13 protein-coding genes and 1 tRNA gene are annotated in these 14,645 nt (G+C 66.2%); 11 read left to right on the plus strand and 3 right to left on the minus strand.

Translation table 11 applies throughout. The annotated features are described in order from the left end of the window. Positions 1 to 246 precede the first annotated feature (246 nt). Together phaR and rimO are read left to right on the plus strand one after the other, a co-directional pair. Positions 247 to 789, plus strand: a complete 543-nt coding sequence (gene phaR, locus HPA01S_RS14595; RefSeq protein ID WP_066271383.1) for a polyhydroxyalkanoate synthesis repressor PhaR — start codon at positions 247 to 249, stop codon at positions 787 to 789. Between the two features lie 93 nt (positions 790 to 882). After that, the gene (gene rimO, locus HPA01S_RS14600; protein ID WP_066271385.1) at positions 883 to 2,268 is read left to right on the plus strand and encodes a 30S ribosomal protein S12 methylthiotransferase RimO; all 1,386 of its coding nucleotides are present in this window, start codon (positions 883 to 885) and stop codon (positions 2,266 to 2,268) included. A 160-nt stretch (positions 2,269 to 2,428) separates the two neighbouring features. Here rimO and HPA01S_RS14605 read toward each other — a convergent pair. Continuing rightward, positions 2,429 to 2,513: transfer RNA gene (locus HPA01S_RS14605), tRNA-Leu, on the minus strand. Between the two features lie 59 nt (positions 2,514 to 2,572). On the opposite strand from HPA01S_RS14605, the gene rnr reads away from it, so the two are divergent. From rnr to HPA01S_RS14620, 3 genes are all read left to right on the plus strand, one after another. Next, entirely contained in the window at positions 2,573 to 4,867 is a 2,295-nt protein-coding gene (gene rnr / locus HPA01S_RS14610) for a ribonuclease R (protein WP_245638663.1), read from the plus strand. 24 nt (positions 4,868 to 4,891) lie between these two features. Next, positions 4,892 to 5,818, plus strand: coding sequence for a gamma-glutamyl-gamma-aminobutyrate hydrolase family protein (locus HPA01S_RS14615; protein WP_084360701.1), 927 nt, complete (start codon positions 4,892 to 4,894; stop codon positions 5,816 to 5,818). Between the two features lie 63 nt (positions 5,819 to 5,881). Continuing rightward, entirely contained in the window at positions 5,882 to 6,433 is a 552-nt protein-coding gene (locus tag HPA01S_RS14620; RefSeq protein ID WP_066271393.1) for a YggT family protein, read from the plus strand. An 11-nt stretch (positions 6,434 to 6,444) separates the two neighbouring features. Here HPA01S_RS14620 and HPA01S_RS14625 read toward each other — a convergent pair whose 3' ends face one another. Both HPA01S_RS14625 and HPA01S_RS14630 read right to left on the minus strand, forming a co-directional pair. Then, positions 6,445 to 8,043, minus strand: coding sequence for an NAD(P)H-hydrate dehydratase (locus HPA01S_RS14625; RefSeq protein WP_245638664.1), 1,599 nt, complete (start codon positions 8,041 to 8,043; stop codon positions 6,445 to 6,447). Positions 8,044 to 8,152: 109 nt separating this feature from the next. Next, a complete protein-coding gene (locus HPA01S_RS14630; protein ID WP_066271394.1) occupies positions 8,153 to 9,436 on the minus strand; it encodes an FAD-dependent oxidoreductase in 1,284 nt (427 codons plus the stop codon). A gap of 364 nt (positions 9,437 to 9,800) precedes the next feature. Here HPA01S_RS14630 and rpsB point away from each other — a divergent pair, with 364 nt between their 5' ends. The 6 genes from rpsB (at position 9,801) to HPA01S_RS14660 (ending at position 14,643) form a co-directional block, all read left to right on the plus strand. Beyond that, a complete protein-coding gene (rpsB, locus tag HPA01S_RS14635) occupies positions 9,801 to 10,556 on the plus strand; it encodes a 30S ribosomal protein S2 (protein WP_066271395.1) in 756 nt (251 codons plus the stop codon). Between the two features lie 115 nt (positions 10,557 to 10,671). Beyond that, positions 10,672 to 11,589, plus strand: coding sequence for a translation elongation factor Ts (gene tsf, locus HPA01S_RS14640; protein WP_066271396.1), 918 nt, complete (start codon positions 10,672 to 10,674; stop codon positions 11,587 to 11,589). Positions 11,590 to 11,735: 146 nt separating this feature from the next. After that, positions 11,736 to 12,446: a UMP kinase gene (pyrH, locus tag HPA01S_RS14645; RefSeq protein ID WP_066271399.1), complete on the plus strand. Its 711-nt coding sequence runs from the start codon at positions 11,736 to 11,738 to the stop codon at positions 12,444 to 12,446. A gap of 46 nt (positions 12,447 to 12,492) precedes the next feature. Then, complete coding sequence (frr, locus tag HPA01S_RS14650; RefSeq protein WP_066271402.1) at positions 12,493 to 13,053, plus strand: ribosome recycling factor; 561 nt, start codon at positions 12,493 to 12,495, stop codon at positions 13,051 to 13,053. A gap of 26 nt (positions 13,054 to 13,079) precedes the next feature. Beyond that, complete coding sequence (gene uppS, locus HPA01S_RS14655) at positions 13,080 to 13,829, plus strand: polyprenyl diphosphate synthase (RefSeq protein ID WP_066271404.1); 750 nt, start codon at positions 13,080 to 13,082, stop codon at positions 13,827 to 13,829. Then, positions 13,822 to 14,643, plus strand: a complete 822-nt coding sequence (locus HPA01S_RS14660; RefSeq protein ID WP_066271407.1) for a phosphatidate cytidylyltransferase — start codon at positions 13,822 to 13,824, stop codon at positions 14,641 to 14,643. The genes uppS and HPA01S_RS14660 overlap by 8 nt, the downstream gene beginning before the upstream one ends. Positions 14,644 to 14,645: the final 2 nt, after the last annotated feature.

A 14,645-nucleotide genomic window follows, 5' to 3' on the forward strand; every position in this document is an offset into this window, starting at 1 on the left:
GCCTTTTCCTCGGCACAAGCGTGACGCAACTGGGCAGGAGCCGTCTGCGCATCGGGCCTTCCGCGCGCTTGGCGTGATTGACGGGCGGCGTTATCGCCTCACTGGCGTGTTTCCTGGATTCTTGTCGCAGGGCTTCCCGCACAGGGAAAACCCATGTCCGGCGGGCGCGGCGGCCTTTTTAGAATGTGCCGTATCCTCCCCCGCTGATGTGGGGCGCTTGTGACCCCCTTTCCAGAAAGTCCTGCAGTGCAAAAAACCAAGGCCGGTAGCGGCAGCGAGCGTGCGCCAGCCGTGCGTGTGATCAAGAAGTACCCGAACCGGCGTCTGTACGACACCGACACCTCGTCGTACATCACGCTGGCCGAGGTGAAGGCGCTCGTCATGGACAACGAGTCCTTCGTGGTGCGTGATGCCAAGAGCAACGACGACCTGACGCGCAGCATCCTGCTGCAGATCATTCTGGAAGAAGAAACCGCGGGCGTGCCGATCTTCACCGAGCAGGTGCTGGCGAACATCATCCGTTTCTACGGCCACGCCATGCAGGACTTCATGGGAGCCTACCTGGAGAAGAACGTCCAGATTTTCATGGACCTGCAGCACAAGATGAGCGAGCAGTCGACCGGTGCCAATCCGGAGGCGTGGAAGCAGTTCATGAACGTGCAGTCGCCCATGATGCAGGGCATGATGGGCACATACTTGGAGCAGTCGCGCAATGCTTTCACGCAGATGCAGGAACAGATGCAGAAGAACAGCGAGCAGATGCTGGCAGCGCTGGGGCTCAAGCGATAACACCCGGCCGACCTGCCGCCATACCTGAGGGTGCCGGGGTAGGTCGTTTTTTCTTCAAGTGTGTTTTGTGGGCAGGTCTGAGACAATCGGACCATGTCTGAAACGCTTGCCATGCCGCCCCACGCGGCGCCCAAAGTCGGTTTTGTCAGCCTGGGATGCCCCAAGGCACTGACCGATTCCGAACTCATCCTCACGCAACTCAGCGCCGAGGGCTATCAAACTTCCAAGACCTTTGCCGGCGCCGACCTGGTGATCGTCAACACCTGCGGCTTCATTGACGACGCGGTGCGCGAAAGCCTGGACACCATTGGCGAAGCGCTGGCGGAGAACGGCAAGGTCATCGTCACTGGCTGCCTTGGCGCGCGCGAAGGCGAGGGCGGCGGCAACTTGGTGCGCCAGATGCACCCCAGCGTGCTGGCTGTCACCGGTCCGCACGCCACCCATGAGGTGATGACCGCGGTGCACGAGCACCTGCCCAAGCCGCATGATCCGTTCGTGGATCTGGTGCCGCCGCAGGGCATCAAGCTCACGCCGCGCCACTACGCTTATCTGAAGATCAGCGAAGGCTGCAACCACCGCTGCACTTTCTGCATCATCCCGTCCATGCGGGGTGATCTGGTGAGCCGCCCGATCGGCGATGTGCTGACCGAAGCGCGCAAGCTGTTCGAGTCGGGCGTGAAAGAGTTGCTGGTGGTCAGCCAGGACACCTCGGCCTACGGTGTGGATGTGAAGTACCGCACTGGCTTCTGGGACGGCAAGCCGGTGAAGACCCGCATGTTCGACCTGGTGCGCTCCCTCGGCGAGATCGCCCAGGCCTACGGCGCATGGGTGCGCTTGCACTATGTGTACCCCTATCCCCATGTGGACGAGATCATCCCGCTCATGGCCGATGGCCTGTGTCTGCCTTACCTGGACGTGCCGCTGCAGCACAGCCACCCCGATGTGCTGCGCCGCATGAAACGTCCGGCCAGCGGCGAAAGGAATCTGGAACGCATTGCGCGCTGGCGCGAGCTGTGCCCGCAGATTGTGGTGCGCAGCACCTTCATCGCCGGTTTCCCGGGTGAGACCGAGGCCGAGTTCGACCATCTGTTGAATTTTGTGCGCGAGGCGCGTATCGACCGTGCAGGCTGTTTTGCCTATTCGCCCGTGCCGGGTGCGACGGCGAACGAGTTGCCCGACGCCGTGCCCGATGCATTGCGCGAAGAGCGCCGTGCGCGTTTCATGGCCGTGGCCGAGACTGTGTCGGCCGAGAAGCTGCAGCAGCGCGTGGGCGCGACCATGCAGGTGCTGGTGGACTCGGCACCCGGGCTGGGGAAAAAGGGTGGCATTGGCCGCAGCTATGCCGATGCGCCCGAGATCGACGGCGTCGTGCGGCTGCTGCCGCCGGAGAAGATCAGCAAGACCATGAAGGTCGGTGAATTCACCAAGGCCCGCGTGGTCGCTGCACAAGGGCATGACCTGTTGGCGGTGCCGGTTTGACGGGTTTCCCGTTGACGTCATCACCCGCCCGGCCATCGTGCCGGGCGCTTCAGGAAGCGAAGCAATGTCTCACGGTGCGTGAAGCCTGCCTGCAGGTTTTTCGTGTCGCGAAGACAAAAGAAAAGGGCTTGCAAACATTGCGTTTGCAAGCCCTTATGATTGGTGCCCAGGAGAGGACTCGAACCTCCACGATGTTACTCGCTAGTACCTGAAACTAGTGCGTCTACCAATTCCGCCACCTGGGCTTTCAGGAAAAACGCAAGTATAGCAGAGAAAATTTGCTCGAAAAAAGCTGAGAAAAAAATTGAACGAAAAAAATAGCCTGTTGGCCGAATATGAAGGTGTTGTGTCTGGCCACCGAGACGGACATGGTTTTGTGATTCGCGATGATGGACAGGCCGATATTTACCTGCCGTCCAACGAGATGCGCGCGGTGCTGCACAAGGACAGGGTCAAGGCCCGCATCGTGCGCCTGGACCGCAAGGGCCGGCCCGAGGGCCGTGTGACGGAGATCGTCGAGCGCTCGGACTCCCCGATCATCGGCCGCCTGCTGCAAGAGAGCGGCGTGTGGCTGGTGGCTCCGGAAGACAAGCGCTACGGCCAGGATGTGTTGATTCCCAAAGGTGCCACCGGCTCCGCCAAGCCCGGCCAGGTGGTCGTGGTGCAGCTGACCGAGCCGCCCGCGTTGTACGGCCAGCCGGTCGGACGCGTGAAGGAAGTGCTGGGCGAGATCGACGACCCCGGCATGGAGATCGAAATCGCGGTGCGCAAGTACGGCGTGCCGCACGAATTCTCGGACGCCGCGCTGGCGCAGGCCCGTGCGCTGCCGGACCATGTGCGTTCCGCCGACCACAAGCATCGCGTGGACCTGCGCGATGTGCCGCTGGTGACCATCGACGGCGAAGACGCACGCGACTTCGACGATGCGGTGTACTGCGAGCCGGCGAAGGTCGGCAAGGGCAAGGGCTGGCGCCTGCTGGTTGCGATCGCCGACGTGAGCCACTACGTGGAAACGGGCTCAGCCATCGACGTCGACGCCTACGACCGCGCGACCTCGGTGTATTTCCCGCGCCGTGTCATTCCCATGTTGCCGGAGAAACTCTCCAACGGCCTGTGTTCGCTCAACCCGGGCGTGGAGCGCCTGTGCATGGTGTGCGACATGCTGGTCAATGCCAAGGGTGAGGTGCATGCCTACCAGTTCTATCCGGCGGTGATGTTCAGCCACGCGCGCTTCACCTACACCGAGGTGGCCGCGATCCTGCAGAACACGCGTGGGCCGGAAGCCGCTCAGCGCAAGGGCCTGGTGCCCTACGTGCTCAACCTGCACGACGTTTACCGTGCACTGCTCATGGCGCGCGGCGAACGCGGCGCGGTGGACTTCGAGACCACCGAGACCCAGATCGTGTGCGACGAGTCCGGCCGCATCGAAAAAATCGTCCCGCGCACCCGCAACGACGCGCACAAGCTGATCGAAGAAGCCATGCTGGCCGCCAACGTGTGTTCGGCCGACTTCATCAACCAGGGAAAACACACCGGCCTGTTCCGGGTGCACGAAGGCCCGACGCCGGAGAAGCAGGAAATACTGCGCAACTATCTCAAGGCCATGGGCGTGTCGCAGACCATCGGCGACAACCCCAAGCCGGGTGACTTCCAGGCGATCGCGAACGCGACCAAGGACCGCCCGGAGGCGCAGCAGATCCACACCATGTTGCTGCGCTCCATGCAGCAGGCGATCTACACCCCGATCAACAGCGGCCACTTCGGCCTGGCGTTCGAGGCCTACACCCACTTCACCAGTCCGATCCGGCGCTATCCCGATCTGCTGGTGCACCGTGTGATCAAGGCCATCCTGGCGCGCAAGCGTTATGAACTGCCTGCGCTGCCGACACCGGGCGAGGCCCACGCGAAGCTGAGCAAGCGCCTGGCCAGCCGTGTCAAACCACCGGTGCCGGGCGAGCCGGTCAAGAAGCCTTCTGCCGACACCCTGGCCTGGCAGGCCGCGGGCCTGCATTGCAGCGCCAACGAGCGCCGCGCCGATGAAGCGAGCCGCGACGTCGAAGCCTGGCTCAAGTGCAAGTACATGCGCGAGCACCTGGGCGAAGAGTTCAGCGGTGTGGTCAGTTCGGTCACCAGCTTCGGCCTGTTCGTCACGCTGGATGCGATGTACGTTGAAGGCCTGGTGCACATCACCGAACTGGGCGGCGAGTACTTCCGTTTCGACGAAGCGCGCCAGGAGTTGCGTGGCGAGCGCACCGGCATCCGTTATGCGCTGGGCAGCCGGGTGCAGGTGCAGGTGAGCCGCGTCGATCTGGACGGCCGCCGCATCGACTTCCGTCTGGTCAGCGGCAACGACGATCTGGTGTTGCGTGCCATGCGCGACAAGACGGGCTCGTCGCCGGGTGCATCCGACGGCGGCGGCGTACCCGCCGGAGGCCGCAGCAGCAAGGAGCGGCGCAGTGCCGGTGGCAAGGAGCGCTCCGGTGGTGCCAAGCCGCCAGCAGCGGAGGCCAAGGCCGCAGGCCGCAAGGCGGCGGGCAAAAAGACCGAGCGGGGTGGCGCGCGCAGCACCGCCAGCCAGTCCCGCAAGAGCCGGCGCTGAGCCGGCGCCACGCTGAAGAGAACCATGCCTGTTTCAGCCGCCACCGCCAAGAAGGCCGTCGACAAGCTGGCGAAGGCTCAACGCGCTGCGACGAGCACGGTGCCGATCGGCCGAGCCTTGCGCATCGGCGTGTCGGCGCGCTTGCTGCACCAGGCGCCGCAGGAGCTGGGCTTTCGCAACAAGATCCTGCAGTACATCGAGCAGTCGCTGGCGCACTGGATCATGGAGCACGGGGCCGTGGCCTTCATGGTGCCGGCGGTGGCACACGACAGCAAACACGCGGCGCGACACCTCAAGGTGGAGCACGTGGTGCAGGAGCTGGACGCGCTGGTGCTGCAAGGCGGCGCCGACGTGGCGCCGCAGACCTATGGCCAGACGCCGATGGATCCGCGCTGGCAGGGCGATGTGGTGCGCGACCGGTATGAACTGGCCCTGCTGCGCGCCTTTCTCGCGCAGAAAAAACCGGTGCTGGGCGTGTGCCGCGGGGCGCAACTGCTCAACGTGGCGTTTGGCGGCACGCTGTACCAGGACATCCCCACGCAATGCCCGGCGGCGCACGCGCACGTCGACACTGACCTGTACGACCAGCTTGAACACGACGTGACCTTTCTGCAGGGCACGGCGCTCACCAGGCTCTACCCCAATGCCTCGCAGTTGCGCGTGACCAGCATCCACCACCAGGCGGTGGCCGAGCTCGGCAAGGGCATGGTGGTGGAGGCGGTGTCCACGCTGGACGGCATGGTGGAAGCGATCCGCTGGACCGGCGAGGCCTATGCACGCGGCGTGCAGTGGCACCCCGAGTTCCACCATGGGCGTGACGCGCTGGCCGACAGCTCCCCCATCATGCTGGACTTCCTGGAGGCCTCGCGCGAGGCGGCGCTCACGCGCCTGGCGGCTGGCCTGGAGCCGGATCCGCGGGTGCCACGGGCCCCGCTGCGCCTGGGCGCCTGAGGCGGCTTGCGGCACGCCGCACAGGTCCTACACTCGGCTGTCGTTTTCAGACCTCCTCACGCCATGCGCATCGTCTTTTTCCTGCTCGAAACCCTGTTCTTCTTCCTGATCGCGGCGGCTCTGCTGCGCGCCTGGATGAACCATCTGCGGGTGCACATGTCGGCCCAGCCGGGCCGGCTGGCGATGGCGGTGACCGACTGGTTGGTGGTGCCGTTGCGCCGGGTGCTGCCGCGTGGTCTGGCACAGAGCCGCATCGACTGGGGCAGCCTGGTCGCGGCGCTGCTGCTGGCTGTGGCCTACGGGCTGTTGTGGTTGCTGCTGGCCACCGCGGCGTCGGCGGCGCCGTTCACGGCCGAAGCCTCGGTGATGCTGGTGTTCACCATGGCGTTGCGCATTCTGGCACGCACCCTGTTGCAGGGGCTGATGATCCTGCTGATCGGCTACGCCATCCTGTCCTGGGTGCAGCCGCAGTCGCCGGTCATGGGCACGCTGGACCGCCTGTGTGCGCCCATCCTGCGCCCGGTGCGCCGCATCGTGCCGCTGGTGGGCGGGGTTGACCTGTCGGTGCTGGTGCTCATCATCCTGCTGCAGGTCGGCCTGATGCTGCTGGGCTGAGGCCGCAGCCCTCAGTCCCAGGCGCGCACGCGTGCGGCGAGCCGGCTTGCGCTCAGGCCGACGCGGTTGCCTCCATCGTCCCAGCGGTCGGCCAACGCGCCGTGCTGGAACACCGCCTGGCACACACGTGCCAGCGCCGAATCGCCGGCATCGATAGGCCGGGCCAGGGCGCTGCCGATCATGCCGGCCAGCACGTCGCCCGTACCGGCGGTGGCCAGGGCGGCGTTGCCCGAGTGGTTGATGCGCGGTACCTCGCCGGGCGCCGCCACCACCGAGCCGGAACCCTTGAGCACGCACAACACGCCAAAGCGTTCACTCAGCGCCTTCGCCGCACGCAGGCGGTCGCCCATCACCGTGGCGGTGTCCGTGCCCAGCAAACGCGCCGCTTCCAGCGGATGGGGGGTGAGCACGGTGATCCAGCCGCGGCCCAGACGGTGGCTGAGCAGGGTTTGCAGCGCCGGATCGGCGGCAATCGCGTTGAGCGCATCGGCGTCCAGCACCAGCCGTGCCGCGTCCGACAGCACACACGGCAGCAGGGCCGCCACCGCCACGCCACCACCGCAGCCGCACACCACGGCACCGGCCCGGAGTTGGGTTGGCTCCAGCAGCAGGTCAACACGCCGGAACATCAGTTCCGGGCAGACCGGATCCCAGTGGGTTTGTGGGGCTGCGGCGTCTTCCAGCAGGCCGACAAAGACCCGGCCCGCGCCCGCGTGCAGTGCCGCGCGTGCCACCAGCACGGCCGCACCCGTCATGCCCGCGCCGTGCAGCGTGATGCCCTGGCCGCCGATCACCAGCACGTCACCAAAGCTGCCCTTGTGGCTGGCGTGGGGGCGGGTGTTGGAGGTGGTGTATCTGCCGTGGTCTTCCAGCCAGGCCGCCACCGGCACGGACGCTGGCGGCGTGACGCCCAGGTCGTCAAACCAGAGTTCGCCGGCCGCGTCGCGGCCGGCGCCGGTGAACAGGCCCGGCTTGAGCGTCAGCAGCGACAGCGTGTGGCGTGGTCCGGTGCAAGAGGAGGGGCCGTCTTCTGCATCGGTGGTGGCGAGCACGCCGGTGTCGGCGTGCAGGCCGGTGGGTAGATCAATGTTCAGCACCGACGATGCGCTGCGCCGCAGCAAGCCCAGCCAGCGCGCGAGCTCGCCTTCCAGCGGGCGGAGGTGGCCGATGCCCAGCAGCGCGTCGATGGCGAGATCGAAGTGCGTTGGCGGGGTGTCGCTGAAGACCACGTCGGTTTCGCGCGCGGCTTGCAGTGCCTGGCGTGCGTCCGGCGGCAGGCGCGCCGGGTCGGGTGCGGCGTGCGTGACCACGATCTTCGGCGAGTCACCGCGCGCCTGTGCCCAGTGCTGCAGGTGCCTGGCCGCCACCAGTCCGTCGCCACCGTTGTTGCCCGGACCGCAGGCGATCCAGATCACGCTGGCGTGTGGTTGCAGGGCACTTGCGAGGCGCGCCACCGACAGGCCGGCGCGTTGCATGAGGGTGTGGGCGGGCAGGGCGGCGGCGGCCGCGCGCTCGATCTCGCGCGTGCTGTCGCTGCCGTACAGGGCCTCGCGCCGCGTGCCAGGCACGGGCCGCAGGCCGGTCCCGGCCTTGGAATGGGGCGAGCTCACGGTGGCGCTCCTGTGAAGAGGTGAGGGTGGGCGGCCCAGGGGTTCGGGCCGCGCCGCGCAGGCATTTCACCATGTTTGCAGGGCACCGGGCGGCCCTGGCCGGATGGCTTCAAAGGCCGAAGCGTTGCGGCGAACAACCGGTGATGGCGATGTCGGCGTCGCGGCCTGCCAGGCGGTCGGCCAGCGCGCGGGCGCTGCCGCAGGCCATGGACCAGCCGGCCGCGCCATGGCCGATGTTGAGCCAGACGCCCGGCACGCGCGAAGCGCCCAGCACCGGCGGGCCGTCGGGCAAGGTGGCTTGCAGGCCTTGCCATTCCTGCACGCTGCCGCGTGGCCCGGCCAGCCGAACAGCGCCCGGAAACCAGTCGGCCAGCACGCCGTAAAGCCGGCGCAGCGTGTCTTTGGATGCCTGCCCCGGCGTGCCACCGAAGTCGTTGCCGCCGGCCACGCGGATGCGCTGACCCAGGCGGGCAATCGACACCCCGTGCCGGGTGTCGAACACCGCCGACAGCGGCGCGTCCAGGGGTTCGCGGATGGCGGCGCTGAGCGAGTGCGCCTGCACGCCCTGCAGCGGCAGGCGCAGGCCCAGGGACTGCAGCAAGGCGACGCTGTGCACGCCGGCGCACACCACCACGGCGTCGAAGCGCTGCGGGCTGTCGGGCGTGTGGGCGAGTTGCGACGGGGCCGAGCCGGAGGCCTTCAGGCGCAGGTCGATCGCGTTCGCGCCGCGGCTTTCAATCGACTCCACCGCGGTGTTGAACTCGAATTCGCAGCCCAGGCGCTGGGCTTCGGCGCGGATCGATAGTGCGAACTCCCGGCAATTGGCGACGGCCTCGCCCATCAGCTCCACCGCACCGTGCAACGGTGTTTCGGCGTTGAGGGCTGGCTCCATGGCGCGCGCCTGCGTGGCGTCGTGCTCGCGGAAGCCGATGCCCAGGTCCTTCATCTGCTGCAGCGCGGGGCGAGCCTGTTCGGCTTCGCGCGCGCTGCGCAGCAGCACCAGCATGCCTTCGCTGCGGTCGTGCTCCAGCGATTGGCTTTCGGTCAGGGACAGCAGGCGTTCCTGGCTGTATCGCACCAGCTGGTGGATCTGCCGGTGCTGCTCGGCCTGGCGTTCGCCCAGACCGGCCTTGCGCCAGCGCGAGAGCCAGCCCCATTCGCCCAGCGAAGGCAGGCCGTGCAGCTGCATGCCACCCGGGCGCGACGTCCAGGGCCAGCGCAGGCTGCGCTCGGGCTGGCGCCAGGGGGCCGTCCAGCCCGCCGCCACGATGGCGCCGCTGGCAAAGCTGGCTTCTTCGGCCACGGTGCTGCGGCGTTCGAAGACGGTGACCTGGTGCCCGTCGAGCGTGAGCTCAAAAGCGGTCGTGGTACCCACCACGCCCGCACCCACCACCGCGAGCCTCAAGAGCGGCCCCCGGCGGCGCGGGTGGATGTCAGACTTCCATGGGGGGCAACGGGGCCGCCTGGATGTGGGGCAGCGGGAGGTCGGGCATCGGGCATGAGAGGGTAGAGAGAAGATTTCAGGAGGCGGCTCGTGGACGGGCAGCGCCCCCAAGGGGGAGGCCGGGAGAGGCTGGGCTATAATCGAACGGCTTTGCAGGGGCAGATCCGGACCAGCGTTCGGGTGGCGCCTGACAAAGCAAATCGCAAACCAGCCCAACCGGGTGTCGCCTGCAGCACAGGGGTCGAAACACGACGCCATCAATGCACAGGTGATCGGGGCTGGATTTTAGACTCAACCTCTGGAAAGTTAACTCATGTCTATCTCCATGCGCGAAATGCTGGAAGCCGGTGTCCACTTCGGTCACCAAACCCGCTTCTGGAACCCCAAGATGGCTCCGTACATCTTCGGTCACCGCAACAAAATCCACATCGTCAACCTCGAAAAGACGCTGCCCCTGTTCGAAGAGGCGGCCAAGTTCGTGCGTCAACTCTCCGCCAACCGCGGCACTATCCTGATCGTGGGCACCAAGCGCCAGTCGCGCGACATCGTGGCCCAGGAGGCCCGCCGTGCCGGCGTGCCTTTCGTGGACCAGCGCTGGCTCGGCGGCATGCTGACCAACTTCAAGACGGTCAAGACCTCGATCAAGCGTCTGAAGGACATGCAGGCTCAAAAAGAAGCCGGCCTGGACAGTATGAGCAAAAAAGAGCAGCTGATGTTTGCTCGTGAAATGGAAAAGCTCGAGAAGGACATCGGCGGCATCCAGGACATGACCGCGCTGCCCGACGCCATCTTCATCATCGACGTGGGCTTCCACAAGATTGCCGTGCTCGAAGCGCAAAAGCTGGGCATCCCGCTGGTGGGTGTGGTCGATACCAACCACTCGCCGGTCGGCATTGACTACGTGATCCCCGGCAACGACGACTCGGCCCGCGCCGTGGCTCTGTACGCCCGTGGCATCGCCGACGCCATCATCGAAGGCCGCAACAACGCGGTGAACGATGTGGTCAAGGCCGTGGCCGCCGAAGGCAGCGACGAGTTTGTGGAAGTCAAGGAAAACGCGGCCGCCTGAGCCTGCCTTCCTCATGGAAGAGGGGCTCGTGTGGCCCCTTTTTTGTAAGACAACCGATCATTGAACAGTCCGACGGGCTCGTGAGCGAGCGCCGCGGCGAACGGAGAAAAGAAACATGGCAATTACCGCAAGCATGGTCGCCGAACTGCGCGCCAAGACCGACGCCCCGATGATGGAGTGCAAGAAGGCCCTGACCGAAGCCGATGGCGACATGGCCAAGGCCGAAGAGCTGCTGCGCGTCAAGCTGGGCACCAAGGCCGGCAAGGCCGCCAGCCGCGTGACCGCCGAAGGCGTGGTCACCAGCTTCATCGAAGGCAACACCGGCGCGGTGATCGAAGTCAACTGCGAAACCGACTTCGTGACCAAGAACGACAGCTTCCTGGCGCTGGCCAACGCCGCAGCCAAGCTGGTGGCGCAACACAATCCCGCCAGCGTTGAAGCCCTGGGCGCGCTGGCCTACAGCCAGGATGGCTTCGGCCCGACGCTGGAAGACGTGCGCACCGGCCTGATTGGCAAGATCGGTGAGAACATGAGCTTCCGCCGCTTCAAGCAATACAGCGGCGGCGCCAAGCTGGCCAGCTACCTGCACGGCACGCGCATCGGCGTGCTGGTGGAGTTCGACGGTGACGAAACCGCGGCCAAGGACACGGCGATGCACATCGCCGCCATGAAGCCCGTGGCACTGACCAGCGCCGACGTGCCGGCCGAGTTCATCGAGCGCGAGCGTTCGGTGGCAGTGGCCAAGGCCGACGAAGCCAACAAGGAACTCGTGGCCGCTGGCAAGCCAGCCCAGAGCGCCGAGATCGTCACCAAGCGCATCGACGGCGCGGTGCAGAAGTACCTGAAAGAGGTTTCGCTGTTCAACCAGCCGTTCGTGAAGAACGACAAGCAGACCGTGGAACAGATGCTCAAGGCCGCAGGCACCACCGTGAAGGGCTTCACCCTCTACGTGGTGGGCGAAGGCATCGAGAAGAAGGTGGACGACTTCGCTGCCGAAGTGGCCGCGCAGGTTGCTGCTGCCAAGGGCGCCTGATAGCTTCGGGTTGCATGAAACAACGGGCCGCAAGGCCCGTTGTGCCGTATGGGGCTTATTTGCGCCCCACCCCGGCCGGTGTCGACGGGCTCCTCGCTACACTTGCCGGTTGAGTCTCTTTTCTTTGATTTCCTGAAAGTCGCCTCATGCCAGCCTACAAACGGATTCTGCTGAAACTGTCGGGGGAGGCCCTGATGGGCGACGACGCTTTCGGCATCAACCGGGCCACCATCGTGCGCATGGTGGAAGAGATCGCCGACGTCACCCGCCTCGGCGTGCAAGTGGCCATCGTCATTGGCGGAGGCAACATTTTTCGCGGCGTCGCCGGTGGTTCGGTCGGCATGGACCGTGCCACGGCCGACTACATGGGCATGCTGGCCACGGTGATGAACTCGCTGGCCCTGGCCGACACCATGGACAAAGCGGGCCTGGTGGCACGCGTGATGTCGGCCATTGCCATCGAACAGGTGGTTGAGCCCTACGTGCGTCCCAAGGCCCTGCAGTACCTCGAAGAGGGCAAGGTTGTGGTGTTCGCCGCCGGCACCGGCAACCCGTTTTTCACCACCGACACGGCGGCCGCCCTGCGCGGTGCCGAGATTGGCGCCGAGATTGTGCTCAAGGCCACCAAGGTCGATGGCGTCTACAGCGCCGACCCGAACAAGGATCCGAACGCCACGCGTTACGCCACCATCTCGTTCGACGAAGCCATGAGCAAGAACCTGCAGGTCATGGACGCCACCGCGTTCGCACTCTGCCGCGACCAGAAACTGCCCGTGAAGGTGTTCTCGATCTTCAAGCCCGGCGCACTGCGCAAGGTGGTGCAGGGTGGTGACGAGGGCACCCTGGTTCACGTCTGATGCCGCCACGGCATCCACCCCATCCCTGCTGCATTGAGGAGTATTCATGAGCACCGAAGACATTCGAAAGACCGCCGAGCACAAGATGATTCAATCGCTTGAGTCGCTCAAGAACGGTTTGACCAAGGTTCGCACCGGCCGCCCCAACCCGGCCCTGCTGGACACCGTGCACGTGGACTACTACGGCTCCATGCTGCCGCTGTCGCAAGTGGCCAACCTGTCCCTGCTGGACGCCCGCACCATCGGTGTGGCCCCGTGGGAAAAAGGCATGGGCGCGAAGATCGAAAAAGCCATCCGCGAGTCCGACCTGGGTCTGAACCCGTCCAGCCAGGGTGATCTGATCCGCGTGCCGATGCCGGCCATGACCGAGGAGCGACGCAAGGAACTCACCAAGGTCGTGCGCAACGACGGCGAAGCCGCCAAGATCGCGATCCGCAACCTGCGCCGCGACGCCAACGAAGCGGTCAAGAAACTGGTCAAGGACAAGCTGGCGTCGGAAGACGACGACCGCCGCTCGCAGGAAGACATCCAGAAACTCACCGACCGCATGATTGCCGAGGTGGATCGCGTGGTGGCGTCCAAAGAGCAGGACATCCTGGCGGTCTGAGCCCTTTTTTGCCCGCCCCACCACCCATGGCAGCACCCCACGCGCCTTCCCGTTTGCCGCAACACGTGGCCATCGTCATGGACGGCAACGGCCGCTGGGCGCAGAAGCGCTGGCTGCCGCGCGTCGCCGGGCACAAGCAGGGCGTGGACGCGCTGCGCGGGGTGGTCAAAGCCTGCATCGAGCGCGGGGTGCCCGTGCTGTCGGTGTTTGCGTTCTCGTCGGAGAACTGGAACCGGCCGGTCGATGAGGTCTCGGGCCTGATGGACTTGTTGGTGCTGGCGCTCTCACGCGAGGTGCCGAGCCTGAAGAAAAACGGCGTGCGCCTGCATTTCCCCGGCAACCGCAGCGGCCTGTCGGCGCGCGTGGTGCAAGGCCTGGAGGCCGCCGAGCGCGACACGGCGGCCAACCAGACCCTGGTGCTCAACGTCTGCTTCAACTACGGCGGCCGCTGGGACATGGCGCAGGCCGCAAGGCGTCTGGTGGAGCAGGGCATCGAGATCACCGAAGACAACCTGTCGCGCGCCATGGCGCTGGCCCACGTGGCCGATCCCGATTTGTTGATCCGCACCGGTGGCGAACTGCGCATCAGCAACTTCCTGCTCTGGCAGTCTGCCTACACCGAGCTGGTGTTCAGCGATTGTCTGTGGCCCGATTTCGATGCCGCCGAGCTGGACCGCTCCCTGGCCGAGTTCGCGCGCCGCGAGCGCCGCTTCGGCCAGACCGGCGAACAGGTCGCCGAGCCCGAGTTGGCCGGCGCGGACCAGCGACATGCTTAAGCAACGCGTCACCACCGCCGTGCTGCTGCTGGCGATTCTGCTGCCGGCCCTGTTTTATCCCTCGATCGAACCCTTCGCCGCGCTCACCCTGCTGCTGATCGTGGCCGGTGGCTGGGAATGGGCGCGCCTCAACGGCTGCGGCTCCTCGCTGTCGCTCGGGATCGGCATCGGCCTGGGTGTGCTGATGGCCGGCATCTGGGCCGCCGGTGGTCTGAGCGTGTCGCTGCGCCTGCTGTGGCTGGCGGTGGGCGCGCTCTGGGTGCTGCTGGCGGTGGTGATGCTGGCGCGCGGCGTGGCCGGCTGGAGCCTGTGGCCCCGCGGTTTGCGCCTGGTGGTCGGGCTGGTGCTGATCTCCTGCGCCTGGCTGGCCATGGTGCACGCGCGCCTGGTGGGCCTGGACTTTCTGCTTTCGGTGCTGCTGCTGGTCTGGATGGCCGACATCGCGGCCTACTTCGGTGGCAAGGCCCTGGGCCGGCGCAAGCTCGCGCCCACCATCAGCCCGGGCAAGAGTTGGGAGGGCGCCATCAGCGGTTTGCTCGGCGTGTGCCTGCTCGCTGCCGGTTGGCTGTGGGCGGACGGACAGGGCAACAACCTGTACGCACGCCTGTGGGCGCTGGGCCCGCTGCTGGCCGTGTTGTCGCTGGTGTTTCTGGTGGCGATGAGCGTCATCGGTGACCTGGTGGAGTCGCTCGTCAAGCGCAGCGCCGGTGCCAAGGATTCCAGCCAGTTGCTGCCGGGTCACGGTGGGGTGCTGGACCGGGTGGACGCCTTGCTGCCCGTGCTGCCACTGGCCATGATGCTGATCTCGGTCTGACG

Source organism: Hydrogenophaga palleronii NBRC 102513 (assembly GCF_001571225.1).
GTDB classification, from domain to species: domain Bacteria; phylum Pseudomonadota; class Gammaproteobacteria; order Burkholderiales; family Burkholderiaceae_C; genus Hydrogenophaga; species Hydrogenophaga palleronii.

Bases quoted from the DNA above. Each gene is read 5' to 3' on its own strand.
- HPA01S_RS14620 (WP_066271393.1), top strand. From the start codon at position 5,882: ATGCGCATCGTCTTTTTCCTGCTCGAAACCCTGTTCTTCTTCCTGATC.
- rpsB (WP_066271395.1), top strand. From the start codon at position 9,801: ATGTCTATCTCCATGCGCGAAATGCTGGAAGCCGGTGTCCACTTCGGT.
- rimO (WP_066271385.1), top strand. From the start codon at position 883: ATGTCTGAAACGCTTGCCATGCCGCCCCACGCGGCGCCCAAAGTCGGT.
- HPA01S_RS14660 (WP_066271407.1), top strand. From the start codon at position 13,822: ATGCTTAAGCAACGCGTCACCACCGCCGTGCTGCTGCTGGCGATTCTG.
- tsf (WP_066271396.1), top strand. From the start codon at position 10,672: ATGGCAATTACCGCAAGCATGGTCGCCGAACTGCGCGCCAAGACCGAC.
- HPA01S_RS14615 (WP_084360701.1), top strand. From the start codon at position 4,892: ATGCCTGTTTCAGCCGCCACCGCCAAGAAGGCCGTCGACAAGCTGGCG.
- frr (WP_066271402.1), top strand. From the start codon at position 12,493: ATGAGCACCGAAGACATTCGAAAGACCGCCGAGCACAAGATGATTCAA.
- uppS (WP_066271404.1), top strand. From the start codon at position 13,080: ATGGCAGCACCCCACGCGCCTTCCCGTTTGCCGCAACACGTGGCCATC.
- pyrH (WP_066271399.1), top strand. From the start codon at position 11,736: ATGCCAGCCTACAAACGGATTCTGCTGAAACTGTCGGGGGAGGCCCTG.